Genomic DNA, 21064 nt, shown 5'->3' on the forward strand with positions numbered 1-21064 from the left:
GAATAGATGACCAAATAGCTGAAAAGCTAAAAATGTTTTCATCGTAAAAGGCTGTTTATTAGTTGTAAACGAGTTAGAATTTGCTCGACTCCACGCTAATAAATGCTGTACAAATATTCTGCTATTAAGCAGTAATAGATTTAAGGAATAAACAATGACACGAAATGAAGGTCAAGCCTCAGTTATTTTAGATAATGTTTGTAAGCTTATCCACAAAAAAGTTCGCGCTGATAATGTGTTACTCGTTGAAAAATTCGCCAAAGCCTTGTACAGCAATATGTCTAAAGAGGATTTGGCTAATCGTAACGATAGTGACTTATATGGTGCTGCACTAAGCCTTTGGAATTCGCTAGAAAAGAACACGTCTGATGACGCGGTTATTCGCGTTTTCAACCCAGAAGTGGCAAAAGATGGCTGGCAGTCATCGCATACCATTGTTGAGATTATAGCTAAAGACATGCCGTTTTTAGTTGATTCAGTACGTATGGCCATGACTCGTGAAAATATTGCCTCTCACTTATTACTACATAGCCCGCTTAAAATCCAACGAGATGAAAATGACAAGATCTCAGGTTTATCTGGTTTAAAAGCAGAGCAAGAATCAACATCGACCAAAACAGTATTCTTTATTGAAATTGACCGTCAAACAGATTCAGCTGTGATTGAGTCTTTCAAACAAGAGTTAGAGTCTGTACTTACAGATGTATCGGTAGCGGTAGAAGACTGGCAGCCAATTCGCGAAAAGCTAATTGCAGTTAGTAAAGAGCTACCAAAACGTCGTGCTGGCAAAAATAATGCTGAAGTAGATGAAACGGTTGAGTTTTTAGACTGGTTAGTTAAAGACAACTTTACCCTAATGGGCTATCGCCAATATGAGTTATCGCCAATACAGGGTGATTACGAGTTAAAAGGCGTAATGGAAACCAGTTTAGGTTTGATGAAAAATGCCGGTGTAGAACACACTCGTCTACTTTCTGAATTACCAGAAGCTGCTCGCCAAGATGCGCGTAGTAGTAACTTACTAATTTTAACTAAAACTAACTCATTATCACGCGTACATCGCCCGGCTTATATCGACTATGTTGGTGTAAAACGTTTTGATGACAAAGGCAATGTTATTGGTGAGGATCGCTTTATTGGCTTGTTCTCGTCAAACTTTTATAACTACAGTGCGGCAGACGTACCGGTTCTTAAAAGTAAAATTGACCGTATTATGCAAATGTGTGATTTTGCCAAAGGCACCCATGCTTATAAAGCGGTGCTTAATATTTTAGAAACCTACCCGCGAGATGAACTTGTACAAGCCCGCGAAAGCGAATTGCTAGAAGTTGCAATGGGCGTGTTGCAAGTACAAGAGCGTGATATGTGTCGCTTGTTTGTACGTAAAGATGCCTATGGACGTTTTTTCTCATGTATGGTTTATGTACCACGTGAGCGCTATAACACGGCACTGCGTCATGAAACGCAAAATATTTTAGCAAATGCATTTAATTCTGACGAAAAAGTCGAATTTACAACCTATTTCTCTGAGTCAACACTAGCCCGTACTCATTATACCGTGCGTGTGACTGATAATAATATAGAGTATAAAGTGAAAGACATTGAAAACAATTTAGTTGAAGCGGCCCGTACTTGGGAAGATAAATTACAATCAGCCTTACTAGAGCAAGCTGGCGAAGCACGCGGTAATGAATTAAACCGTAAGTATGCTCAAGCATTTGCTCGCTCATATAAAGATGAAGTATTACCAAGTGCAGCTGTTGTTGATATTGAAAAGCTAGAAATGCTTAACGATGAAAACAAACTTGAAATGTTATTTTATCGCCCGCAAGAAGAAGCTAACAGCAATGTTGTGCGTTTAAGCTTATTTCATAAAGATGAGCCTATTCACTTATCTGATGTGATGCCGATGCTAGAAAACTTTGGCTTACGTGTCGTTGGCGAAACACCTTATTCAGTTAAAACTAGCGATGGTAGCATTAATTGGATCATGGATTTCTCTATGCTAATTGATAGCAAAGGGATGGCAGATTTTGATAAAATTTCAGCACGTTTTCGCGCTGCGTTAACCAGTGTTTGGAATAACCGCTTAGAAAACGACGGTTTTAACCGTTTAGTATTAATGGGTGGTCTTACTGGGCGTGAAGCGTCAATATTACGTGCGTACGCTAAATACATGCGCCAAATTGGGGTTACCTTCTCGCAAGCTTACATTGAAGGCACTTTTGCAAATTATCCACACATTGCAGCAAAAATTGTTAACTTGTTTACTAAAAAGTTCTCAGTTAAAAGCCCTGCAAGTGAAAAAACACTTGAAAAGCTTAGTACAGAAATATATTTAGAACTTGAAAACGTAGCCAATCTTGATGATGACCGTATTATACGTCTATACGTTGATATGATAGTGGCAACACTGCGTACTAGCTTCTTTCAAAAAGATGGCAATGGCCAATTTAAATCGTATGTATCGTTTAAAATTAAGCCAAGCTTAATTCCTGGCGTACCATTACCATTACCGGCGTTTGAAATTTTTGTATATTCTCCGCGTATTGAAGGTGTGCATTTACGATACGGTAGTGTTGCCCGTGGTGGCTTGCGTTGGTCAGATCGCCGTGAAGATTTCCGTACTGAAGTACTTGGCTTAGTTAAAGCACAACAAGTGAAAAATGCGGTAATTGTGCCAGTAGGTTCTAAAGGCGGTTTTGTTTGTAAACAATTGCCAACTGAGCGTGAAGCATTCTTAAAAGAAGGCCAAGAGTGTTACAAAATCTTTATTCGTGGTTTGTTAGATATCACAGATAATATTGTACAAGGTGAAATTGTTGCGCCTGTAGATGTAACTCGCCACGATGGCGATGATGCTTATTTAGTTGTAGCAGCCGATAAAGGTACTGCAACTTTCTCTGATATTGCTAATGGCATTGCAAATGAATATAACTTTTGGCTAGGTGATGCGTTTGCATCAGGTGGCTCAGTGGGTTATGACCATAAGAAAATGGGTATTACAGCACGTGGCGCGTGGGAATCAGTTAAACGTCATTTCCGCGAAATGGATATTGATTGTCAAACAACCGATTTTACCGTGGTAGCTATTGGCGATATGGCAGGGGATGTATTTGGTAATGGTATGTTGTTATCTAAACATACTCGTTTACAAGTTGCATTTAACCATATGCATATTTTTATTGACCCAACACCAGATGCAGCAGCAACGTATCCTGAGCGTGAACGTTTATTTAAATTACCGCGTTCATCGTGGGAAGACTTTAATAAAGATTTAATTTCTGCCGGTGGTGGTGTTTTCTCTCGTGCGGCTAAGTCGATTACACTAAGCCCAGAAATGAAAAAAATGTTAGGCACTAAAAAAGCCAGCATGACACCAACTGAACTGATCAAAGCTGCGCTAATGATGGATTACGATCTATTGTGGAATGGTGGTATTGGTACTTATGTTAAGAGCAGCAAAGAAACTGACGCCGATGTAGGGGATCGTGCAAACGATGCACTGCGTATTAACGGTGGCGAGCTAGGTGCTAAAGTATTTGGCGAGGGCGGTAACTTAGGTGCAACTCAGTTAGGACGTATTGAATTTGCAGCGAAAGGCGGCCGTGTTAATACTGACTTTATTGATAACGTAGGTGGCGTTACTTGTTCAGATAACGAAGTTAATATTAAGATTTTACTTAATGGTTTAGTTACCTCAGGTGACTTAACGCGCAAGCAACGCGATGAACTTTTATACGCTATGACAGACGAAGTGTCTAAGTTGGTATTGAATGATTGTTATCGTCAAACACACACTATTTCAATTACTCAATCTAAAGGCTCATCAACGCTTAAAGAGAAAATTCGCTTTATTCATGCTCTTGAAAAAGAAGGCAAGCTAAATCGTGCGATTGAGTTTATCCCAAGTGATGAAGAATTAGCAGAACGTGCAGCAGCTGGCAAAGACTTAACACGCCCAGAGTTAGCGATTTTAGTGTCGTACTCTAAAATGGTACTTAAAGAGTCATTTGTTACAGATGAAATTACGGAAAATCCATATTACCGTCAATTGTTAGTTAATTCGTTCCCGCTACCACTGCGTGAGAAGTTTAACGAAGCGATGGATAATCACCCACTTCGTAAAGAAATTATTGCCACTAAACTGGCTAATCAAATTGTTAACGATATGGGCCTTAACTTCATGGTGCGTATGCATGAAGAAACCGGTGCAAATGAAGCTGAAATTGCTTTATGTTATTCAATTGCCAGCGAGTTGTTCCAAATGAGCGATACGTGGGCCTCGGTTGTTGCACTTGATAATAAAATTCCGGCTGCTGTACAAACTGAAATGCTATACCAATTACGTCGCACGGTTCGTCGTGTAACACGTTGGTTCTTACGTCATCGCAACAAAGCACAAACAATTACCCAAACAGTTGAATTTTTTGCGCCAACATTTGCAGATTTAAGTGCTAATTTAACAACGTATATGGTTGATAAAGAAGGCGAGCTTTTAGTTGCAGCTGCCCAAGAGTTAACACAAAGTGGTGTGCCTGCAGAACTAGCTAATCGCTTTACTGGTTTATCTAGCTTGTTTTCTGCTATGGACTTAGCTGAAATCTCAGCAAGTTCGAAACAAAGTATCGATACTGTATCGCATACTTACTTCAAGCTTGGTGCAAACATGGGCTTACATTGGTTCTTAGAGCAAATTACTAAGCAACCAGTAGCAAACCATTGGCAGGCATTAGCGCGTGCATCGTACCGCGAAGAGCTTGATTGGCAACAACGTACATTAGCAGAAGTGGTATTAAACGGTTTTGCCGATGATAACAAAGATGTTAATGGCCAAATTGAGCAATGGATGGATAGCCAAGAGTTATTATTACAACGTTGGAAGCAAATGCTTGCAGAGTTTAGAACATCACAAACTCACGATTTTGCTAAGTTTTCAGTAGCACTACGTGAACTCATGTTATTAAGCCATAACTGCGTGTAATAGAATAAAAACCATAATTAATGCCTACTCATTATTTTCCTTGGTGAAAATAATGAGTTAATGGTTAAAATTGTTATACAATACCTCGGCCTAGTCTGAGGTATTTTTTTGTCTGCATTTTAAGAGGATTATATTCATGTTTTACGATTTAGCTCGCCGTTTTATGTTTACCCGTGATGCGGAGTGGGCGCATGAGTTCGCTCTTAATAATTTAAGTCGTTTTGCCAATACACCATTAAGCGCTGCTTGGTCACAAAATATTGTGAATAAACCAGTTAATTTTTTAGGCTTAGAACTTAAAAACCCCGTTGGTCTTGCTGCAGGGCTTGATAAAAATGCAGAGTGTATTACTGCATTTGCACAAATGGGCTTTGGTTTTGTTGAAGTGGGTACAGTTACTCCGCGCCCACAAGCTGGTAACGATAAACCACGTATGTTTAGATTGCCGCAGTCAAATGCCATTATCAATCGCATGGGATTTAATAACAAAGGCGTTGATAATTTAGTTAATAACGTTAAAGCAGCCAACTATACCGGTATTTTAGGTATTAACATTGGTAAAAATAAAGACACACCGAATGAGCAAGGCAAAGACGATTACATACATTGCATGCGCAAGGTGTTTGAACATGCCTCGTATATAACTGTTAATATTTCATCGCCAAATACCCCAGGGCTTCGTGATTTACAATACGGTGCAGCCCTTGATGATTTACTACAAAGTTTGAAAAACGAGCAGCTTGATCTTGTTGCTAAACATGGTAAACAGGTACCTATGCTGGTAAAAATTGCGCCAGATTTAGATCCAATCCAAATTGCTCAAGTAAGTGAATCTTTACTAAGCAATAAAATAGATGGGGTAATTGCTACCAATACTACACTTGAGCGTAGCATGGTTGCGGGTCAGCAATATGCTGACGAAGCCGGTGGTTTATCGGGGCAGCCAGTTAGGGAGCGTGCGACGCATGTAGTTAGCGAGCTAAAGCGCTTAACTAATGGGCAGTTACCTATTATAGGTGTAGGCGGTATTGACGATGTGTCATCGGCGAAAGAAAAAATAAACGCAGGTGCCGATTTAGTACAAATTTATACTGGCTTTATTTATAAAGGCCCACAATTAATTAAATCGATAGTTGATAGTTTATAAAAAATAGGGCTACTTAGCCTTAAAAGTTAAGTTTGTTTTAACACTAAAAGGCTAACTTGCCCTCTAAGCTTTTGATCGTTCAATAAATGTTCTAATAAAACATTTTAAAAATGATTAAAAGCGGCTATACTTTGTTCTTATTGTTCTTATTGTTCTTATTGTTCTTATTGTTTTTATTATATTTAAATGCTAAGCGTGGAGGGGATATGTTACAAGCATCAAAGCAATGGCAGTGGATATCTTGCGCCAAAAAAAACCGCTTATTACTTGATTTAAATGAAGATATGCAGCTCTGCACTCCTTATAAGTTAAGACAACTTACTGACAGTACATTTAAAAACCCTTATTTTAGCTTAGAAGATGCCGCTTTTTATGAACAAGTTTATCAATATCTTGTGCAATTTAAGCTGTGGAATCCAGCGCAATTATGTCAAATATCACTCAATGCAACCGCAGTGAAATTTCAATTAAAGCCAGTACTTGCTAAAAGTTGGTTTTTTGAGCAATACACAGGAAGCACTCCAAGTACTGAAGCCGTTATTAATTTAACCTCTAAAGCGCAGTCGGGAGAGTTTTTAATTGTAGAGCACAGCAGTGATGCATCTGTGTGTATTAACCTAAGTGAAAATTTTCAATTAGATGATAATTTATCATTAGTACAGTTTGAAGCCATTCGCGTTTTAAACAATCGTGTACATCCTCTCTTAAATCAGCATATTCATAGCAAAATAGCTTAATCTAATTTTATTTTCAGCCCGTGTTTATGGCGTGTTTGTATGCAAACCTATGTTATAATCCTGCGCAATTAGCTATTAAGGGTTACTACTTTGCAATTTATCGCACTTACTTCTATCGGAATCGAAAATTTATTGGTTGATGAACTAACAGAACTTGGCGCAACTGTGTCTAAGCAAACTGTTGGTTCTGTTCGCTTTGAGGCAGACTCATTATTGGCGCAAAAGGTGTGTTTATCGACTCGCTTTGCTACGCGCGTGCTTATGCTTATTGAAGAAAAAGAAGGCGTAGATGACAAAAATAGCCTGTATAACTTTGCTCGCTCACAACCATGGCAAGAATGGTTTGGGCCTACACAAACGTTTGCTGTCGACTTTAATGGCACCAACGACTCATTAAAAAATACACAGTTTTCTGGTTTAGTTATAAAAGATGCCATAGTTGATTACTTTAACGACTTATTCGAGCAGCGCCCTAATGTTGATAAACAAGACGCTAATGTGCGTGTGGTTGCGCGTTTAAATCGTTATGGCGTATCTATGTATATAGATTACTCTGGCCCGCGTTTATCTGAGCGTGGTTACCGACAGGGCCAAGGTAAAGCACCTATAAAAGAGCATTTAGCAGCGGCATTAATCAAACGCAGCGGCTGGCTTGAAAATGTAAATCAGCCTTTGTTTGACCCATGTTGTGGTGCAGGTACTATTTTAATTGAAGCTGCCGGTATGGCGCGCAACGAAGCTCCCGGCTTATTTCGCGAAGGCTTTGCATTTGAGCGCTTACCAAGTTTTAGAGCTGCGAAATTTAAAGAGCTAAAAGAAGAATTGCTGGGCAATGTTATAGACCCTAAATTATGGCTCATTGGCCACGATTACGACGCTCAAGTATTAGGTAAAGCAATTGATAACGCAAAACGTGCTGAGCTAGACGATATTATTAAGTTTAAACAAAGTGATGCAACTAAACTAACCGCAGTGGCTAAATTACCTGGCGTAGTTATATCTAACTTACCTTATGGTGAGCGTATTGGTTCTATGGCTGAGCTTGTAGATTTACATCGTAATTTAGGTGTGGGCTTTAAAAAGCACTTCAATCATTGGAAGCTTGCTTTACTGGGTATGGATGAGAGCTTATTTAAGCTGTTAAAGTTGGTTAGGCTGAAACGTTATAAATTTAAAAATGGCCCGTTAGATGTTGAACTTAACTTGTATCAACTTGATGACAAACAAGTAAGCCTGACAACCGATGATAAAAAAGCGCTGAATTTTGAAGGTTCAATGTCTTTTGCTAATCGATTGAAAAAGAACAAGCAGGGTTTAAAAAACTGGCTTAAGCAAAACGAAATTACAGCATACCGTGTATACGAAGCTGATATTCCTGAGTACAACGTTGCTGTAGACATTTACGGTGACTCAGCGGTTATTTTTGAATACGCAGCCCCGAAAGAAATTGATGAAAAAACGTCTGAAAAACGCTTACAAGATGTGATCAGCTTAACCGCTGAACAACTCAAAATAGCACCAGAGAATATTGCTGTAAAAGTACGTAAAAAGCAAAAAGGCGAAGAGCAATACACGCCAATGGCTAAACAAAACCGCACTATGGTGGTTGAAGAGTTTGGCGCTAAGTTTAAAGTGAATTTATTTGATTACTTAGACACTGGCTTGTTTTTAGATCACCGTTTAATGCGTCGTTATATTCAAGAAAACGCCAAAGATAAGCGCTTTTTAAACTTATTTGCCTACACAGGTACAGCGTCAGTACATGCAGCACTTGGTGGCGCTAAAGCAATTACCACGGTTGACTTGTCAAAAACCTATTTAAAATGGGGCCAAGACAACTTTGATTTAAATAATATTAGTAATACTCGCTACCGTTTTGAGCAAGCAGATTGCTTAAAGTGGCTAGAGCATGCGACGGCGCAGTACGATTTAATCTTTTTAGATCCCCCGACGTTTTCAAACTCTAAGCGTATGAAAGATGCATTTGATGTGCAGAGCGATCATATTAAGTTATTAACTTGGGTTAAAAAAATATTAAGCCCGTCGGGTACGCTTATTTTTTCTAATAATAAACGTGGCTTTGTTATGGATGAAGTGGGTTTAATTGGCTTGGGCTTAAAAGCGGTTAATATTTCTGACAAAACCTTATCGCCTGATTTTAAGCGTAATAAAAAAATTCATAATAGCTGGTTAATTACCCATGGCTAAGTGGATTTTATATCACACAGATGGTTGTCATTTGTGTGAACAAGCTGAGCAATTAATTAAGGGATTAGTTAATAGCCACAATGAATTATTGCTAGTAGATATTATGACTGATGATCAGCTTATTGCTGATTATCAGGTTAGTATTCCGGTATTTAAAAGTGAGCAAGGCCAACAATTATTTTGGCCTTTTACTGCACTAGACGTGCGTGAATTTTTAGCGCAAGCAGAATAAGAGCAAAGAAGAATTATGGATTTAATTAGAATTTTAAAAGCACAACTGGCCTTTGGTACTCATGCATTGCTTAATAAAGCAGATGCAGTGATTGAAAGTGGCGAGCGTGTGTGTGTTGTAGGTCGAAATGGTGCTGGTAAGTCAACGTTATTAAAAGTACTCGATGGTGAGGTTTTATTAGATGATGGCGAAATAAACCAGCTTGGCGGTATAAGAATTTCTCGTTTAGAACAAGATCCACCAAAAGGCGCAAGCGGCACTGTATTTGATTATGTTGCTCAAGGTATGCCTGAAATTGCCAACTTACTGATTGATTTTCATCATGTGAGTACAGAGCTACAAACCGTATGTACCGATAAGTTATTAAATAAACTTGAGCGTTTATCAAACCAATTAGAAGCGGTTGATGGCTGGCGTTTTGACAGTCGCATTCAAGTTGTTTTAACCCAATTAGAGTTAACACCTGATGCTAAGCTTGAGTCACTTTCAGGTGGTTGGTTACGTAAAGTTGCACTTGCTCGTGCACTGGTTAGTGAGCCAGACTTATTATTACTCGATGAGCCTACTAACCACTTAGATATGGCAAGTGTTATGTGGCTTGAGCAATTTTTAAAAGAATTTAAAGGCGGCATTGTATTTATATCGCATGACCGTGCCTTTATTCGTGCTGTTGCAACGCGTATTTTAGATTTAGACCGTGGTAAATTAATATCATACCCTGGCGACTATGCTACTTATTTAGAGCAAAAAGCCCACGACTTAAAAGTTGAAGAAAGCCAAAATGCTTTATTTGATAAGCGTTTAGCCGAAGAAGAAACGTGGATACGCCAAGGTGTTAAAGCACGAAGAACCCGTAATGAAGGGCGCGTACGTGAACTTAAGCAACTACGTAATGAGCGTAAACAACGTGTTGACCAAGTAGGTAAAACAGACTTTAATATTGAAACCGCAGATCGTTCGGGTAAATTGGTATTTGAAGCTAAGCATCTTTGTCATGCATTTAAAGATAAAGTGATTGCAGATGATTTTTCAACCTTGGTTATGCGCGGCGATCGTATTGGTTTAGTTGGTCCTAATGGCATTGGTAAAACAACGTTATTAAAATTAATGTTTGGTAGCCTAGCCCCAGATAGCGGTGAAACTAAGCAAGGTGTTAATTTAGAATTTGCTTACTTTGACCAATACCGTGAAAAATTAGATGAAGAAGCAACAGTACAAGACAACGTTGCTGAAGGTAAGCAAGAAGTAATGATGGGTGGTCGCTCGCGCCATGTATTAGGTTACTTACAAGACTTTTTGTTCCCGCCAGCACGTGCCCGTACACCAGTTAAAGCGCTTTCGGGTGGTGAAAAAAACCGCTTGTTATTGGCTAAACTGTTTTTAAAACCGTCAAACATATTGGTACTCGATGAGCCAACTAATGATTTGGATATAGAAACATTAGAGCTTTTGGAAGATATTATTAACCAGTATCAAGGCACAGTATTAATAGTAAGCCATGACCGTGAGTTTATTGATAATACCTGCTCTAGTGTTTGGGCATTTGAAGGTAATGGCAAAATTACTGATATTGTTGGCGGCTACAGTGATTACGAAGCCTATGTTAATTACTTAGCAGAGCAACAAAAAAATCAACCACAGCAAGCAACTAAAAAAGTTGAAAAAGCACCTGCTGCGCCAGTAGTTAAAGCAGAGGCTAAAGGTAATAAACTCTCTTACAAATTAAAACTTGAATTAGAGCAACTGCCTAATAAAATGGAACAACTCGAAGCCGATGTTGAAATTCAACAAGCCATAGTTAGTGATGTTGATTTTTTTAAGCAAGACAGTGATATAACGGCTAAGGCATTGAACCATTTGGCAAAACTTGAGTCAGACCTTGAGGCCGCGTTTTCGCGCTGGGAAGAACTTGAAGAATTAAAAAATCAGTAGTAAGGACTAAAATGAAATATAAATTACTCGCTGCCAGTATTTTAGCAACAATGAGTACTTCAGCATTAAGTGCGACTTATCAATTAACGGAATTGGGTGCACTTGAAGGCGCGAAATATTCTTATGTTACCGATGTAAGTGAAAGTGGTCATATTATAGGTATAGCTAATGGCTTATATAATTTACCTGTAGATATTGAGCATATTGATTTTTCACTGAGTTTAATTCAAAACGCTTACACTAATGAAGTTAATGCATTTGAGCTTAGTGATAAAGAGATTACTTTTACGTTAGAAGACATAGAAAAAAACAATGCTGTAGCAACTAATGTAGATGCGCATAGCTTCATGATTCGTTTTTTAGCTAATGTGTCGGCTAATTATCAGTTTCAAAAGTTAAGCTCTCTAACGGCAATAAAATATGATAGCGGCGCTGCTGTTGAGCAAACTTTGTTTGATATAAACTCGCCTGATTACCCAGGTGTTACCCGCTCTGTGACTAACTTTTACAACGCTGTTGCAGAAGATGGCACTACAGTTGGTTGGGGTAGTGCTCCTTTTGATAAAATAGAGTTTACTATAGAGGACGAAACTGATCCTAAACCGTGGTTTACCCGTGACTTTATAGAGCGCGGTATTGTTATATCTGAAAGCGGTATGGAAGTTCCTTTAGTACCCCAATTTAGTGAATATGGTGGTACCAGCCAAGCCTCTGATATTGTAAAAACCGCAGATGGTTATATTGTTGTTGGTAATATGTCACTTGGTATACCGCAAACGCGTCAAACCAATATTACTGATAACTGTGATGATAAATATCAGCCATTTTCAACCTGTATTGAAGTTATTAACAACCAAACAACCCGCGGACTATTTAACAAGCATGCAACTAAATGGACGCTCGATAACGCATTTAATATCACATCTACAGAAGTACTTGGTTTAGCTTTAGTGCCAGATGAAGATGAAACTGAAAATACCACGTTTATCAGTAATGCATTAGCAGTTAACAGCCAAGGGGTTGCTGTTGGTGTATCAAACACGCGTTATTTTGACCGTGAAAGTACTATTTTAACCATGCCAGCTTATTTTAAAGATGGCGAAGTAATTGATTTTATTGAACAGCGGGATGACTGGCAAGGTGGAATGTCTTTAGCGATCAACGATAATAATATTATTACTGGTTATGCAACAAAACGTCTTGAGGGTACCTTACGTAATAAGTTTTTCTATCATGATATAGCAACAGGTACTACCGTTTATCCAGATAGCTATTTTACGAGCTCAAGCTCATACGGTAACAGTATAAACAATCAAGGTTATATTGTTGGCGAAGGTGAGGTTGGTGTTTCTGATAGTTCACGTAGATCAGCTGCGTTCATTTATAAAATAGGCGATGATAAAATCACTAATTTAAATGATTTACTGCCGTGTTACGACATGGACGGTACAAGTAGTTATGGCTATAGCATGAGTGAAGCTAAAGTGATTAACGAAAACAATGAAATATTTGGTGTGGCCACTAAAACTGTTGAAAAGCGTAACTCATTAGGTGAAGTTGTAACCGATGTTAACGGTAAAACTGAATATGAAAGTGTTGCTGTAGCAGTAAAGCTTTCGCCAATACCTAATGGCACGATAGAGGATTGCGCACCACCTGATGCCGAAGTGTATGAGCGTCGCTCTGCAAGCTTCTCTTGGTATGGATTATTATTATTACCACTGATTGCGTTTAGACGAGTATTTAGATTTTAATAGAATTTAAATCGAAAATTTAAGCCGAGAAACTAAAAAAGCCCAAACTTGTTAAGTTGGGCTTTTTTTGTCTATAGTCATTATAACTATTGGCTACTTGTTACGTATTAACCATGCTTTTCTAACTGAACGCCGCCAAACAATATCTATTCCAAAATAGCCGATAATCGCGGCAACTGATGCCGACACCAAGGAGCCAACTAAAAATGCTGGACCAATAGTCGTTAAGCTTTCGATAAACCAAGGCCAGCTTGCTTCAAAGGAAAAATGTTGTTCTGGCTGGTTTAGTACTAGGGTGCCAATAAGATAAGAGCAGTAAAAAATAGGTGGCATGGTAACGGGGTTAGTTATCCACACTAAGGCCACTGAAATGGGCAGGTTTACCCTAAACACTATAGCGGTTGCTGCAGCTAGAACCATTTGAAAAGGAACAGGGATGAACGCAAAAAATAACCCGACAGCAAATGCACCACGCGCAGAGCGTCTATTTAAATGCCAAAGGTTCGCGTCTTGTAACAAACGGCCAAATATTTTAAGTGATTTGTGATGCCTAATTTTATTTGGATCGGGTAAAAATCGTTGGATCGTTTTTTTAGCCATTTAAAGCAACCATTTACATCAATGTGGATTAGTCTTGGATTTGTGTGCGGAAGTATTGCAACCGTATTTTATTTTCAAACCCTCGAATTTATACTCATCACAATTTCAATCCTAATTGCGAGCGCTTATTTTAAGCCGTTTTCAAATGTTTTGTTAGGCTTTATTTGCGCTATTTTTGCTATCTTAGTGCATTTCACACTTTTTTACTCGTTTGAGCTACCAGCGCAGGGTGAAAAGTATGCATACTCAGTAAAGTTAGTTGTTGAAGACGTTGTATCAGCTAATGCTCCGCAATATATAAAAGCAAAAATTATTAAGCTTGATGAGCAAGATTACGCTTATTTTACTGCCCCCAGTGCTATGTTAAGTGTTGATTCAGCGCAAATATTAGAAGTAGGCGCAACCTTCAGTGCTCACGCACATTTAAAAAACTTTAGAAGCACAAAAAATTTTACTGTTTTTGACAATCAACTTTATGCATTTACACAAAAAATATTTTTTAAAGGCAAAGTACTCAATAAAAATTTAATTATTACTGATACAAAAAGAAACCAACACGTTATAGCTTATCGCCACTATATTAAACACATATTTAAAGAGTCTAAGCTTAACTGGCTTTATTATACGCTGCTGACGGGCGACAAGTCTTTAATGAACTTTGAACAAAAGCTGACCATGCAAACGCTGGGGTTAAGCCATTTACTGGCAATTTCTGGGTTGCATATTTCGTTAGTATTTGGCTTTGCTTTTTTTGTAACACGCTCACTTGTAAGCCACGCCAGAATTAGAATAAAACAAACAATTAACCTTGCAACTTGTTATAGCTTAATGGGCTTTATAGCGGCATTTGTTTATGTATATTTAAGCGATTTTATTGTCTCTGCGACCCGGGCTTTAATAATGTTAGGGTGCTACTTATTATTGTATTACCTAGCTAAACAATCGCTACGTTGGCGCAGTATTTTATACGCCTTGGTTTTAGTTTTAATGATTAACCCTTTTAATGTATTAAATCCTGGTTTGTATTTTTCATTTTTAGCTGTGGTTATCATCTTTATTGTTATTACAAAAGTACCCTTTAAGGGGGCCTCTGTTATCGCTAAAGTAGGCATGTTATGTGCTATACAAGGGGCACTATTTATAGGCTTATTGCCTTTGTCTTTATACTTTTTTAATGGTGTGAGTTTGGCAGGGTTAGTCTTGAACTTAATCGCTATTCCGTTGCTCGCCTTTATCATTATGCCATTATTATTAGTGGTTGCGATATTGAGCAGTGTTATTGATATGAGCCTGATAGTGTCGTTATTTGACCCCGTATTGTATTTTTTGTATCAACAATTAATGGCAATACCGCCAGGCTGGCGTTGGTTTAATGTAGGAACAATTACTTTAGATATAGTAATGTTTAGTTATGTAATCATGCTACTACTGTATTTAGTGAAATTTAAATGGCTTGCTTGTATCCCGTTAAGTGTATTGCTGGTTGATAGTTACTTTACTTCCAAAAGTGATTGGCAAGTAAACATATTTGATGTTGGCCATGGTTTGATGGTGTTGTTAGAAAAAGATAACAATGCATTAATTTATGATTTTGGCCCTAGTTATTTTAACCGCTTTAGCCGTACACGTAGTATTTTACTGCCGTATATAAAAGCTAATAACCTGAATGTTGCGACCGCTATTTTAAGCCATCAAGATAACGACCATGCAGGAGGAGTTAAACATTTTATTGAGGCAGGCTTTGAATCGACTCTCAGTACTTTTCATCCAAATGGTATACCGAGTTTATGTAAAACCATGACTATGGATTTTTATGGGCTTAAAATACAAACGTTTAGTTCAATTACTTTTAACAATAACAACGATGACTCCTGCGTAGTTAAAATTAGTAGCGCGCAACACAGTGTACTTTTTACTGGTGATATTTCTAAGCAACGAGAGCACGCACTAATTGCCGCAGGATATAATTTAGCAAGCAATGTATTAATAAGCCCGCATCATGGTAGCGCTACTTCATCAAGTAGTGAGTTTATTGCGGCTGTTAACCCTAAAGTTGTGGTGCATTCGAGTGCTTACAAAGGGCAATGGCATTTTCCTAATGATGAAGTGGTTGCGCGGTTTAACAAAATTGGCGCTGCGCAATATATTACTGGGCAGCAAGGACAAATTAGAATTAAATTTTATAGTACTAATCTGCATGTTGAAACGGCGAGAGAGCGTGAAAGTTATTGGTTTATTAAAGATTGACGTTTTGTTTTAGCCTCCCTGAGGATACAATAGGGGCTGTAACTGTATAAAGAGAGTGTTATGGACCAAAGTACTACACAAATTTATAAACGTCTTATTTCTTACGTTGGTGCGTACAGAGCAGTCGCCATCGTCGCTATTATTGGCATGATAGGGTATTCAGGTATGGATGCTTTATTTATTCAGCTTATGAAGCCGTTTATTGACGAAGGTCTTAATGAGCGCAATGCTGATGTATTAAAATATGCACCATTTGTAGTTATTGCTTTGGTAATAGGGCGTGGTGTATTTAACTTTATGTCGTCTTATTGTTTGAGTTATGTAGGCTCACAAGTTGTACGCTCGCTGCGCCAAGAGTTGTTTGAACATATTCTACATTTACCGGTATCGTTTCATGATAAAAATTCCACCGGCGATCTTATTTCCAAAATAACCTTTGATACCGAACAAGTACAACAAGCTATTACCAAGGCATTATTAATTGTAGTGCGTGAAGGCGCTTTTGTGGTGTTTTTACTCGCAGTTATGTTTTATACCAGTTGGCAATTATCGCTGATATTTTTAGTTATTATTCCTTTAGTTGCTGTCATAGTCACTGTGGTGTCAAAGCGCTTTAGACACATTTCTAAAAGTATTCAATCAGCTATGGGGCAAGTTACTCGTAGCTCAGAGCAAATGCTAAGCGGTCATAAAGTGATCCATGGTTTTGGTGGCCAAAATCAAGAAATAGATCAGTTTTCAAAAGTAAATAATCATAATCGTCAGCAACGAATTAAAATGGACGCAACTAAAGCCTTGAGTGTATCAATCATTCAAGTATTGGCTGCCAGCGCTATGGCGGTTATTTTATGGGTTGTGTCAATGCCTTCGATGATTGACACCATAAGCTCAGGCGACTTTGTAGTATTAATTTCATCAATGATGATGTTACTTCGCCCGCTTAAACAGCTAGCTAATGTAAACAGTGATATGCAGCGAGGAGTTTCAGCCGCGCAAAGTGTTTTTTTAATACTCGACGAGGAAGTAGAAAAAGACACAGGTACTGTAAGCGTAGATAAAGTAAAAGGCTTGATTGAAGTTAAAAATGTCACCTTTAAATACCCAACTAAAGATGAGCCGGTATTAAACAATTTATCGTTAACGATTAAAGCGGGTGAAAGCATTGCTTTAGTTGGGCGTTCGGGCTCAGGTAAATCTACTATTTCTAACCTATTGCCACGTTATTATGATTTAGAAGCGCCTAGTGAAATTTTACTCGATGGCATTGCACTGCATGATTATAAGCTAACCGATTTACGTCGTCAGTTTGCGCTAGTGTCGCAACAAGTGGTGTTATTTAACGACTCCATTGCCAATAATATTTGTTACGGTTTACAGCGTGAAATATCGGAGCAAGAACTGGAAAAAGTAGCCAAGCAAGCGCATGTATGGGAGTTTGTAAAAGACTTACCAGAGCAGCTAAATACTATGGTTGGCGAAAATGGGGTAATGCTCTCTGGTGGTCAACGCCAACGTATTGCTATTGCTCGTGCAATATTAAAAGATGCGCCTATTTTAATCCTTGATGAAGCAACATCTGCGCTCGATACCGAATCAGAAAAACTAATTCAGCAAGCACTCGAGGCATTAATGAAAGACAAAACCTCGATTGTAATTGCGCATCGCTTATCAACGATTGAAAATAGCGATCGAATTTATGTTATAGATAATGGCAGTGTTATTGAAAGTGGCGATCATTTAAGTTTACTGGCAAATAATGGCACTTATTCAGCATTATGCAAAATGCAATTTGGTGAGCAAGGGTGAGCAAAATTGAACAAAGCTGGTATCAGCCTGTCAGTTTAATTACTATATTATTACTGCCTTTAGCTGCACTGTTTTGGCTAATATCAACATTACGTAAATGGCTTTATACATGCGGTATATTAACGCAATTTAGTAGCAAAACACCTGTAATTGTAGTGGGTAATATTAGTGTTGGCGGCAATGGTAAAACGCCATTTGTACTGTGGCTACACGCTCATTTAACTCAGCAAGGTTTATCTGTAGGTATTATTAGCCGAGGCTACGGCGGGCATGCTAAGCAATATCCATTGCTTGTTGATCATAACAGTACTACGCTTGAGGCGGGCGATGAACCGATACTTTTATATCATCGTTTGCAGTGCCCCATAGCGGTTGGCCCAAACAGACAACAAAATATAGAATTACTTGAACAAACCTCTGCTATTGATGTAATTATATCTGACGATGGCATGCAACATTATAAAATGGCACGTAGTATTGAATGCTGTATTGTTGATAGTGCACGTCAATTTGGCAACGGTTTGTTAATGCCAGCAGGCCCGCTTCGCGAAACTAAAAAGCGTTTAAAGAGCGTTGATTTAGTGATAGAAAATGGCGGCAACAACCCACAACGTTATAATTTGCAGCCTGCAGCTTTAAAATCTGTGCTCAATAATAGTATGCTAACAGAGCCTATATTAACAGCCCACGCTGTGAGTGCTATTGGTAATCCGCTGCGTTTTGAGCAGTCATTACAAGCACAAGGCATTACCTTAGTATCAACCCATCATTATCGAGACCATTATGCATACACTGCTGATGATTTTACTCAGTTTGGTGATGAAAATGTGTTAATGACCGAAAAAGATGCTGTAAAGTGTAGTGCTTTTGCAAAACAAAATTGGTATTACTTACCAGTGGATGCTCAACCTACCGATAGCGTTATAAACAAATTAAATTCATTATTAAAAGATAAAGGGATCCTCAATGGCCTTTGATACAAAATTACTCGAAATTATCGCCTGCCCAGTATGTAAGGGTAAATTACGTTTTGATAAAGAAAACAGCGAACTAATAAGTACAGCCGCTAAGTTGGCGTATCCGGTTATCGATGACATTCCAGTATTGCTTGAAAATGAAGCGCGTGAATTGTCACTTGATGAGGTACAAAAGTGGAATTCGTAGTTGTTATTCCTGCGCGTTACGCTTCTAGCCGTTTACCAGGCAAACCACTAGCCGATATTTGTGGTAAGCCAATGATCCAGCATGTTTACGAAAAAGCCTGTTTATCGGGTGCGAGTAAAGTTGTTATTGCGACCGATCATCAAAAAGTATTTGATGCTGTGAGTACCTTCACAAGTGATGTATTAATGACGCGTGAAGATCATCAGTCAGGAACGGAACGTTTAGCAGAGGTTGTTGATTTACTTAAGCTTGATAACAACACTATTGTAGTTAATGTGCAAGGTGATGAGCCATTATTGGCACCAGAAAATGTATCTCAAGTTGCCACGTTATTAAATGAATCAACTGCACCTATGGCCACTTTAAGTGTAGCGATAGAAGAGCAAGAAGACGTTTTTAATCCTAATGCAGTTAAAGTCGTTAGCGATATTAATAAAAATGCATTGTATTTTTCGCGTGCCAGTATTCCGTTTGATCGTAGCGCCATGATGGGCGAGCAGAGCACGCTGGATTTAACGCCGTTTCAACGCCATGTGGGTATTTATGCCTACCGAGCTGGTTTTATTAAGCAATATATTGAGCTAAGTGTGTCGCCGCTAGAGCAGCTAGAATCACTAGAACAATTACGTGTGCTTTACCATGGCTACAATATTAAAATAGAGCAAGCGCATATTACTCCAAAAGCGGGTGTCGATACGCCAGAAGATTTAGCTAAAGTAATTAGCTATTTGCAAAGTAAACACGCGTGAGCATTACGAATAAAGCCTATTTAAAAGTTGTGCATAGTCATAGCGACTTTTATATTTTAGCAAAACCTGCAGGGCTGAATTTTCATTCAGAAGACGCCGCAGGTTTTGTGGTATTAGCAGAGCAGCAATTAAATGAAAAACTCTTTGCAGTACACCGCCTCGATAAAGTGACCTCAGGCTTGCTTATTTTAGCGCGCAATAAACTCGCCGCCGCTAAATTTACGCAAATGTTTACTGAGCACACAATTAATAAGTTTTACTTGGCTATTAGCGACGCCAAGCCTAAAAAAAAGCAGGGTTGGATAAAAGGCGATATGGCAAAATCACGCCGTGGTACTTTTAAGTTACTTACAACAACAGCTAATCCTGCTATTAGTCGTTTTTATTCTGTAAGTTATAAACCCGGTTTTAGGGGATATATTTTAAAACCTTACTCAGGTAAAACGCACCAATTAAGAGTAGCGCTAAAAAGTATAGGCGCACCTATATTAGGTGATACCTCTTATGCAGGTGCGCATAGCGCACGTACTTACTTGCATGCATTTGCGCTTGATTTCTTATGGAATGAGCAGCAAATACAATTTACTCTTTTACCCGATAATGGGGATGAGTTTACACAATTAATTAAACATCAAGATTTTCAAGCATGGAAAACACCATGGCAACTGGATTGGTAAATGACTGAAAAAGTAACAGACATACGTTTTGGCGGGATCAAACGTTTATACGGACAACAACAGTTTGACTGGTTACAGCAGGCACATTTTTGTGTTGTTGGCATTGGTGGTGTTGGTAGTTGGGCCGCAGAAGCATTGACGCGCACTGGGGTTGGCAAATTAACCCTAATAGATTTAGATGATATTTGTGCCACTAATGTAAATAGACAAATACACGCACTTACCGGCACCATTGGCCAAGCTAAAGTGGAGGCGATGAAAGCGCGTTGTGAGTTAATTAACCCACAATGTGAAGTGCAGGTGATTGATGACTTTATTACTTTAGATAACATTCATGAGCATATTCAGGGCTTTGATTATGTTATTGATTGTATTGACGCAGTGAAAGAAAAAGCGGCATTAATTGCGCATTGTAAACGCAATAAACTAGCTGTAATTACTACCGGCGGCGCAGGTGGGCAAACTGATCCGGGGCAAATTACGTTTGGCGATGTGGCTAAAACTACCCAAGATCCACTCTTAGCTAAAGTGCGTTATATTTTACGCAAGCAATATAATTTTAGTAATAACCCTAAGCGTAAGTTTAATATTGATTGTGTATATTCAACAGAGCAGCTGGTATACCCAGGCAGTGATGGCAGTGTTTGCCATGCTAAGCAAAATGCCGATGGTAGTATGAATATGGATTGTAATAATGGCTTTGGCTCAGTGACTATGATCACTGGCAGCTTTGGCTTTTTTGTAGCTGCAAAAGCCGTTCGTAAATATTTAGATAAAAAACAGCGTTTACTTAGCTCCCAAGCATAACGCTGCTTATAACTTAACCT

General features: G+C 38.6%; 15 protein-coding genes. 14 read left to right on the plus strand and 1 reads right to left on the minus strand.

Going from position 1 to position 21064, the window contains the following annotated elements:
* The first annotated feature begins 154 nt into the window (after positions 1–154).
* From AAEZ18_RS09080 to AAEZ18_RS09110, 7 genes are all read left to right on the plus strand, one after another.
* Positions 155–4984: an NAD-glutamate dehydrogenase gene (locus AAEZ18_RS09080; RefSeq protein ID WP_350594556.1), complete on the plus strand. Its 4830-nt coding sequence runs from the start codon at positions 155–157 to the stop codon at positions 4982–4984.
* 136 nt (positions 4985–5120) lie between these two features.
* Complete coding sequence (gene pyrD, locus AAEZ18_RS09085; protein ID WP_011328347.1) at positions 5121–6131, plus strand: quinone-dependent dihydroorotate dehydrogenase; 1011 nt, start codon at positions 5121–5123, stop codon at positions 6129–6131.
* 206 nt (positions 6132–6337) lie between these two features.
* Positions 6338–6868, plus strand: a complete 531-nt coding sequence (locus AAEZ18_RS09090; RefSeq protein WP_011328346.1) for a cell division protein ZapC — start codon at positions 6338–6340, stop codon at positions 6866–6868.
* A gap of 90 nt (positions 6869–6958) precedes the next feature.
* Complete coding sequence (gene rlmKL, locus AAEZ18_RS09095; RefSeq protein ID WP_350594558.1) at positions 6959–9076, plus strand: bifunctional 23S rRNA (guanine(2069)-N(7))-methyltransferase RlmK/23S rRNA (guanine(2445)-N(2))-methyltransferase RlmL; 2118 nt, start codon at positions 6959–6961, stop codon at positions 9074–9076.
* Complete coding sequence (locus AAEZ18_RS09100) at positions 9069–9308, plus strand: glutaredoxin family protein (RefSeq protein ID WP_041454446.1); 240 nt, start codon at positions 9069–9071, stop codon at positions 9306–9308. Before rlmKL ends, AAEZ18_RS09100 begins: the two co-directional genes overlap by 8 nt.
* A gap of 15 nt (positions 9309–9323) precedes the next feature.
* Complete coding sequence (gene uup / locus AAEZ18_RS09105) at positions 9324–11240, plus strand: ATP-binding cassette ATPase Uup (RefSeq protein ID WP_011328343.1); 1917 nt, start codon at positions 9324–9326, stop codon at positions 11238–11240.
* 11 nt (positions 11241–11251) lie between these two features.
* Positions 11252–12994 (plus strand): DUF3466 family protein, encoded by a 1743-nt coding sequence (locus AAEZ18_RS09110; protein ID WP_350594561.1) that lies wholly within the window; start codon positions 11252–11254, stop codon positions 12992–12994.
* 93 nt (positions 12995–13087) lie between these two features.
* Here AAEZ18_RS09110 and AAEZ18_RS09115 read toward each other — a convergent pair whose 3' ends face one another.
* Positions 13088–13594 (minus strand): DUF2062 domain-containing protein, encoded by a 507-nt coding sequence (locus AAEZ18_RS09115; RefSeq protein ID WP_011328341.1) that lies wholly within the window; start codon positions 13592–13594, stop codon positions 13088–13090.
* Between AAEZ18_RS09115 and AAEZ18_RS09120 the strand changes: the two genes are divergently transcribed.
* The 7 genes from AAEZ18_RS09120 to tcdA are packed head-to-tail and all read left to right on the plus strand — an operon-like array spanning position 13574 to position 21044.
* Positions 13574–15841 (plus strand): DNA internalization-related competence protein ComEC/Rec2, encoded by a 2268-nt coding sequence (locus tag AAEZ18_RS09120; protein ID WP_350594563.1) that lies wholly within the window; start codon positions 13574–13576, stop codon positions 15839–15841. The genes AAEZ18_RS09115 and AAEZ18_RS09120 overlap by 21 nt on opposite strands.
* A gap of 60 nt (positions 15842–15901) precedes the next feature.
* A complete protein-coding gene (msbA, locus tag AAEZ18_RS09125) occupies positions 15902–17647 on the plus strand; it encodes a lipid A export permease/ATP-binding protein MsbA (protein WP_192531496.1) in 1746 nt (581 codons plus the stop codon).
* Positions 17644–18624, plus strand: coding sequence for a tetraacyldisaccharide 4'-kinase (lpxK, locus tag AAEZ18_RS09130; RefSeq protein ID WP_089368349.1), 981 nt, complete (start codon positions 17644–17646; stop codon positions 18622–18624). Before msbA ends, lpxK begins: the two co-directional genes overlap by 4 nt.
* Positions 18614–18811, plus strand: coding sequence for a Trm112 family protein (locus tag AAEZ18_RS09135; RefSeq protein ID WP_011328337.1), 198 nt, complete (start codon positions 18614–18616; stop codon positions 18809–18811). The genes lpxK and AAEZ18_RS09135 overlap by 11 nt, the downstream gene beginning before the upstream one ends.
* Complete coding sequence (kdsB, locus tag AAEZ18_RS09140; RefSeq protein WP_306287997.1) at positions 18799–19560, plus strand: 3-deoxy-manno-octulosonate cytidylyltransferase; 762 nt, start codon at positions 18799–18801, stop codon at positions 19558–19560. The genes AAEZ18_RS09135 and kdsB overlap by 13 nt, the downstream gene beginning before the upstream one ends.
* Positions 19557–20237 carry a TIGR01621 family pseudouridine synthase gene (locus AAEZ18_RS09145; RefSeq protein WP_011328335.1) on the plus strand — a complete coding sequence of 227 codons (681 nt, stop codon included), beginning with the start codon at positions 19557–19559 and terminating at the stop codon, positions 20235–20237. Before kdsB ends, AAEZ18_RS09145 begins: the two co-directional genes overlap by 4 nt.
* Positions 20238–21044: a tRNA cyclic N6-threonylcarbamoyladenosine(37) synthase TcdA gene (gene tcdA, locus AAEZ18_RS09150; RefSeq protein WP_306287998.1), complete on the plus strand. Its 807-nt coding sequence runs from the start codon at positions 20238–20240 to the stop codon at positions 21042–21044. It begins immediately after the preceding gene.
* The last annotated feature ends 20 nt before the right edge of the window (positions 21045–21064 follow it).

It is taken from the genome of Pseudoalteromonas sp. 19-MNA-CIBAN-0066, from assembly GCF_040308705.1.
In the GTDB taxonomy this organism is placed as follows: Bacteria; Pseudomonadota; Gammaproteobacteria; order Enterobacterales; family Alteromonadaceae; genus Pseudoalteromonas; species Pseudoalteromonas nigrifaciens.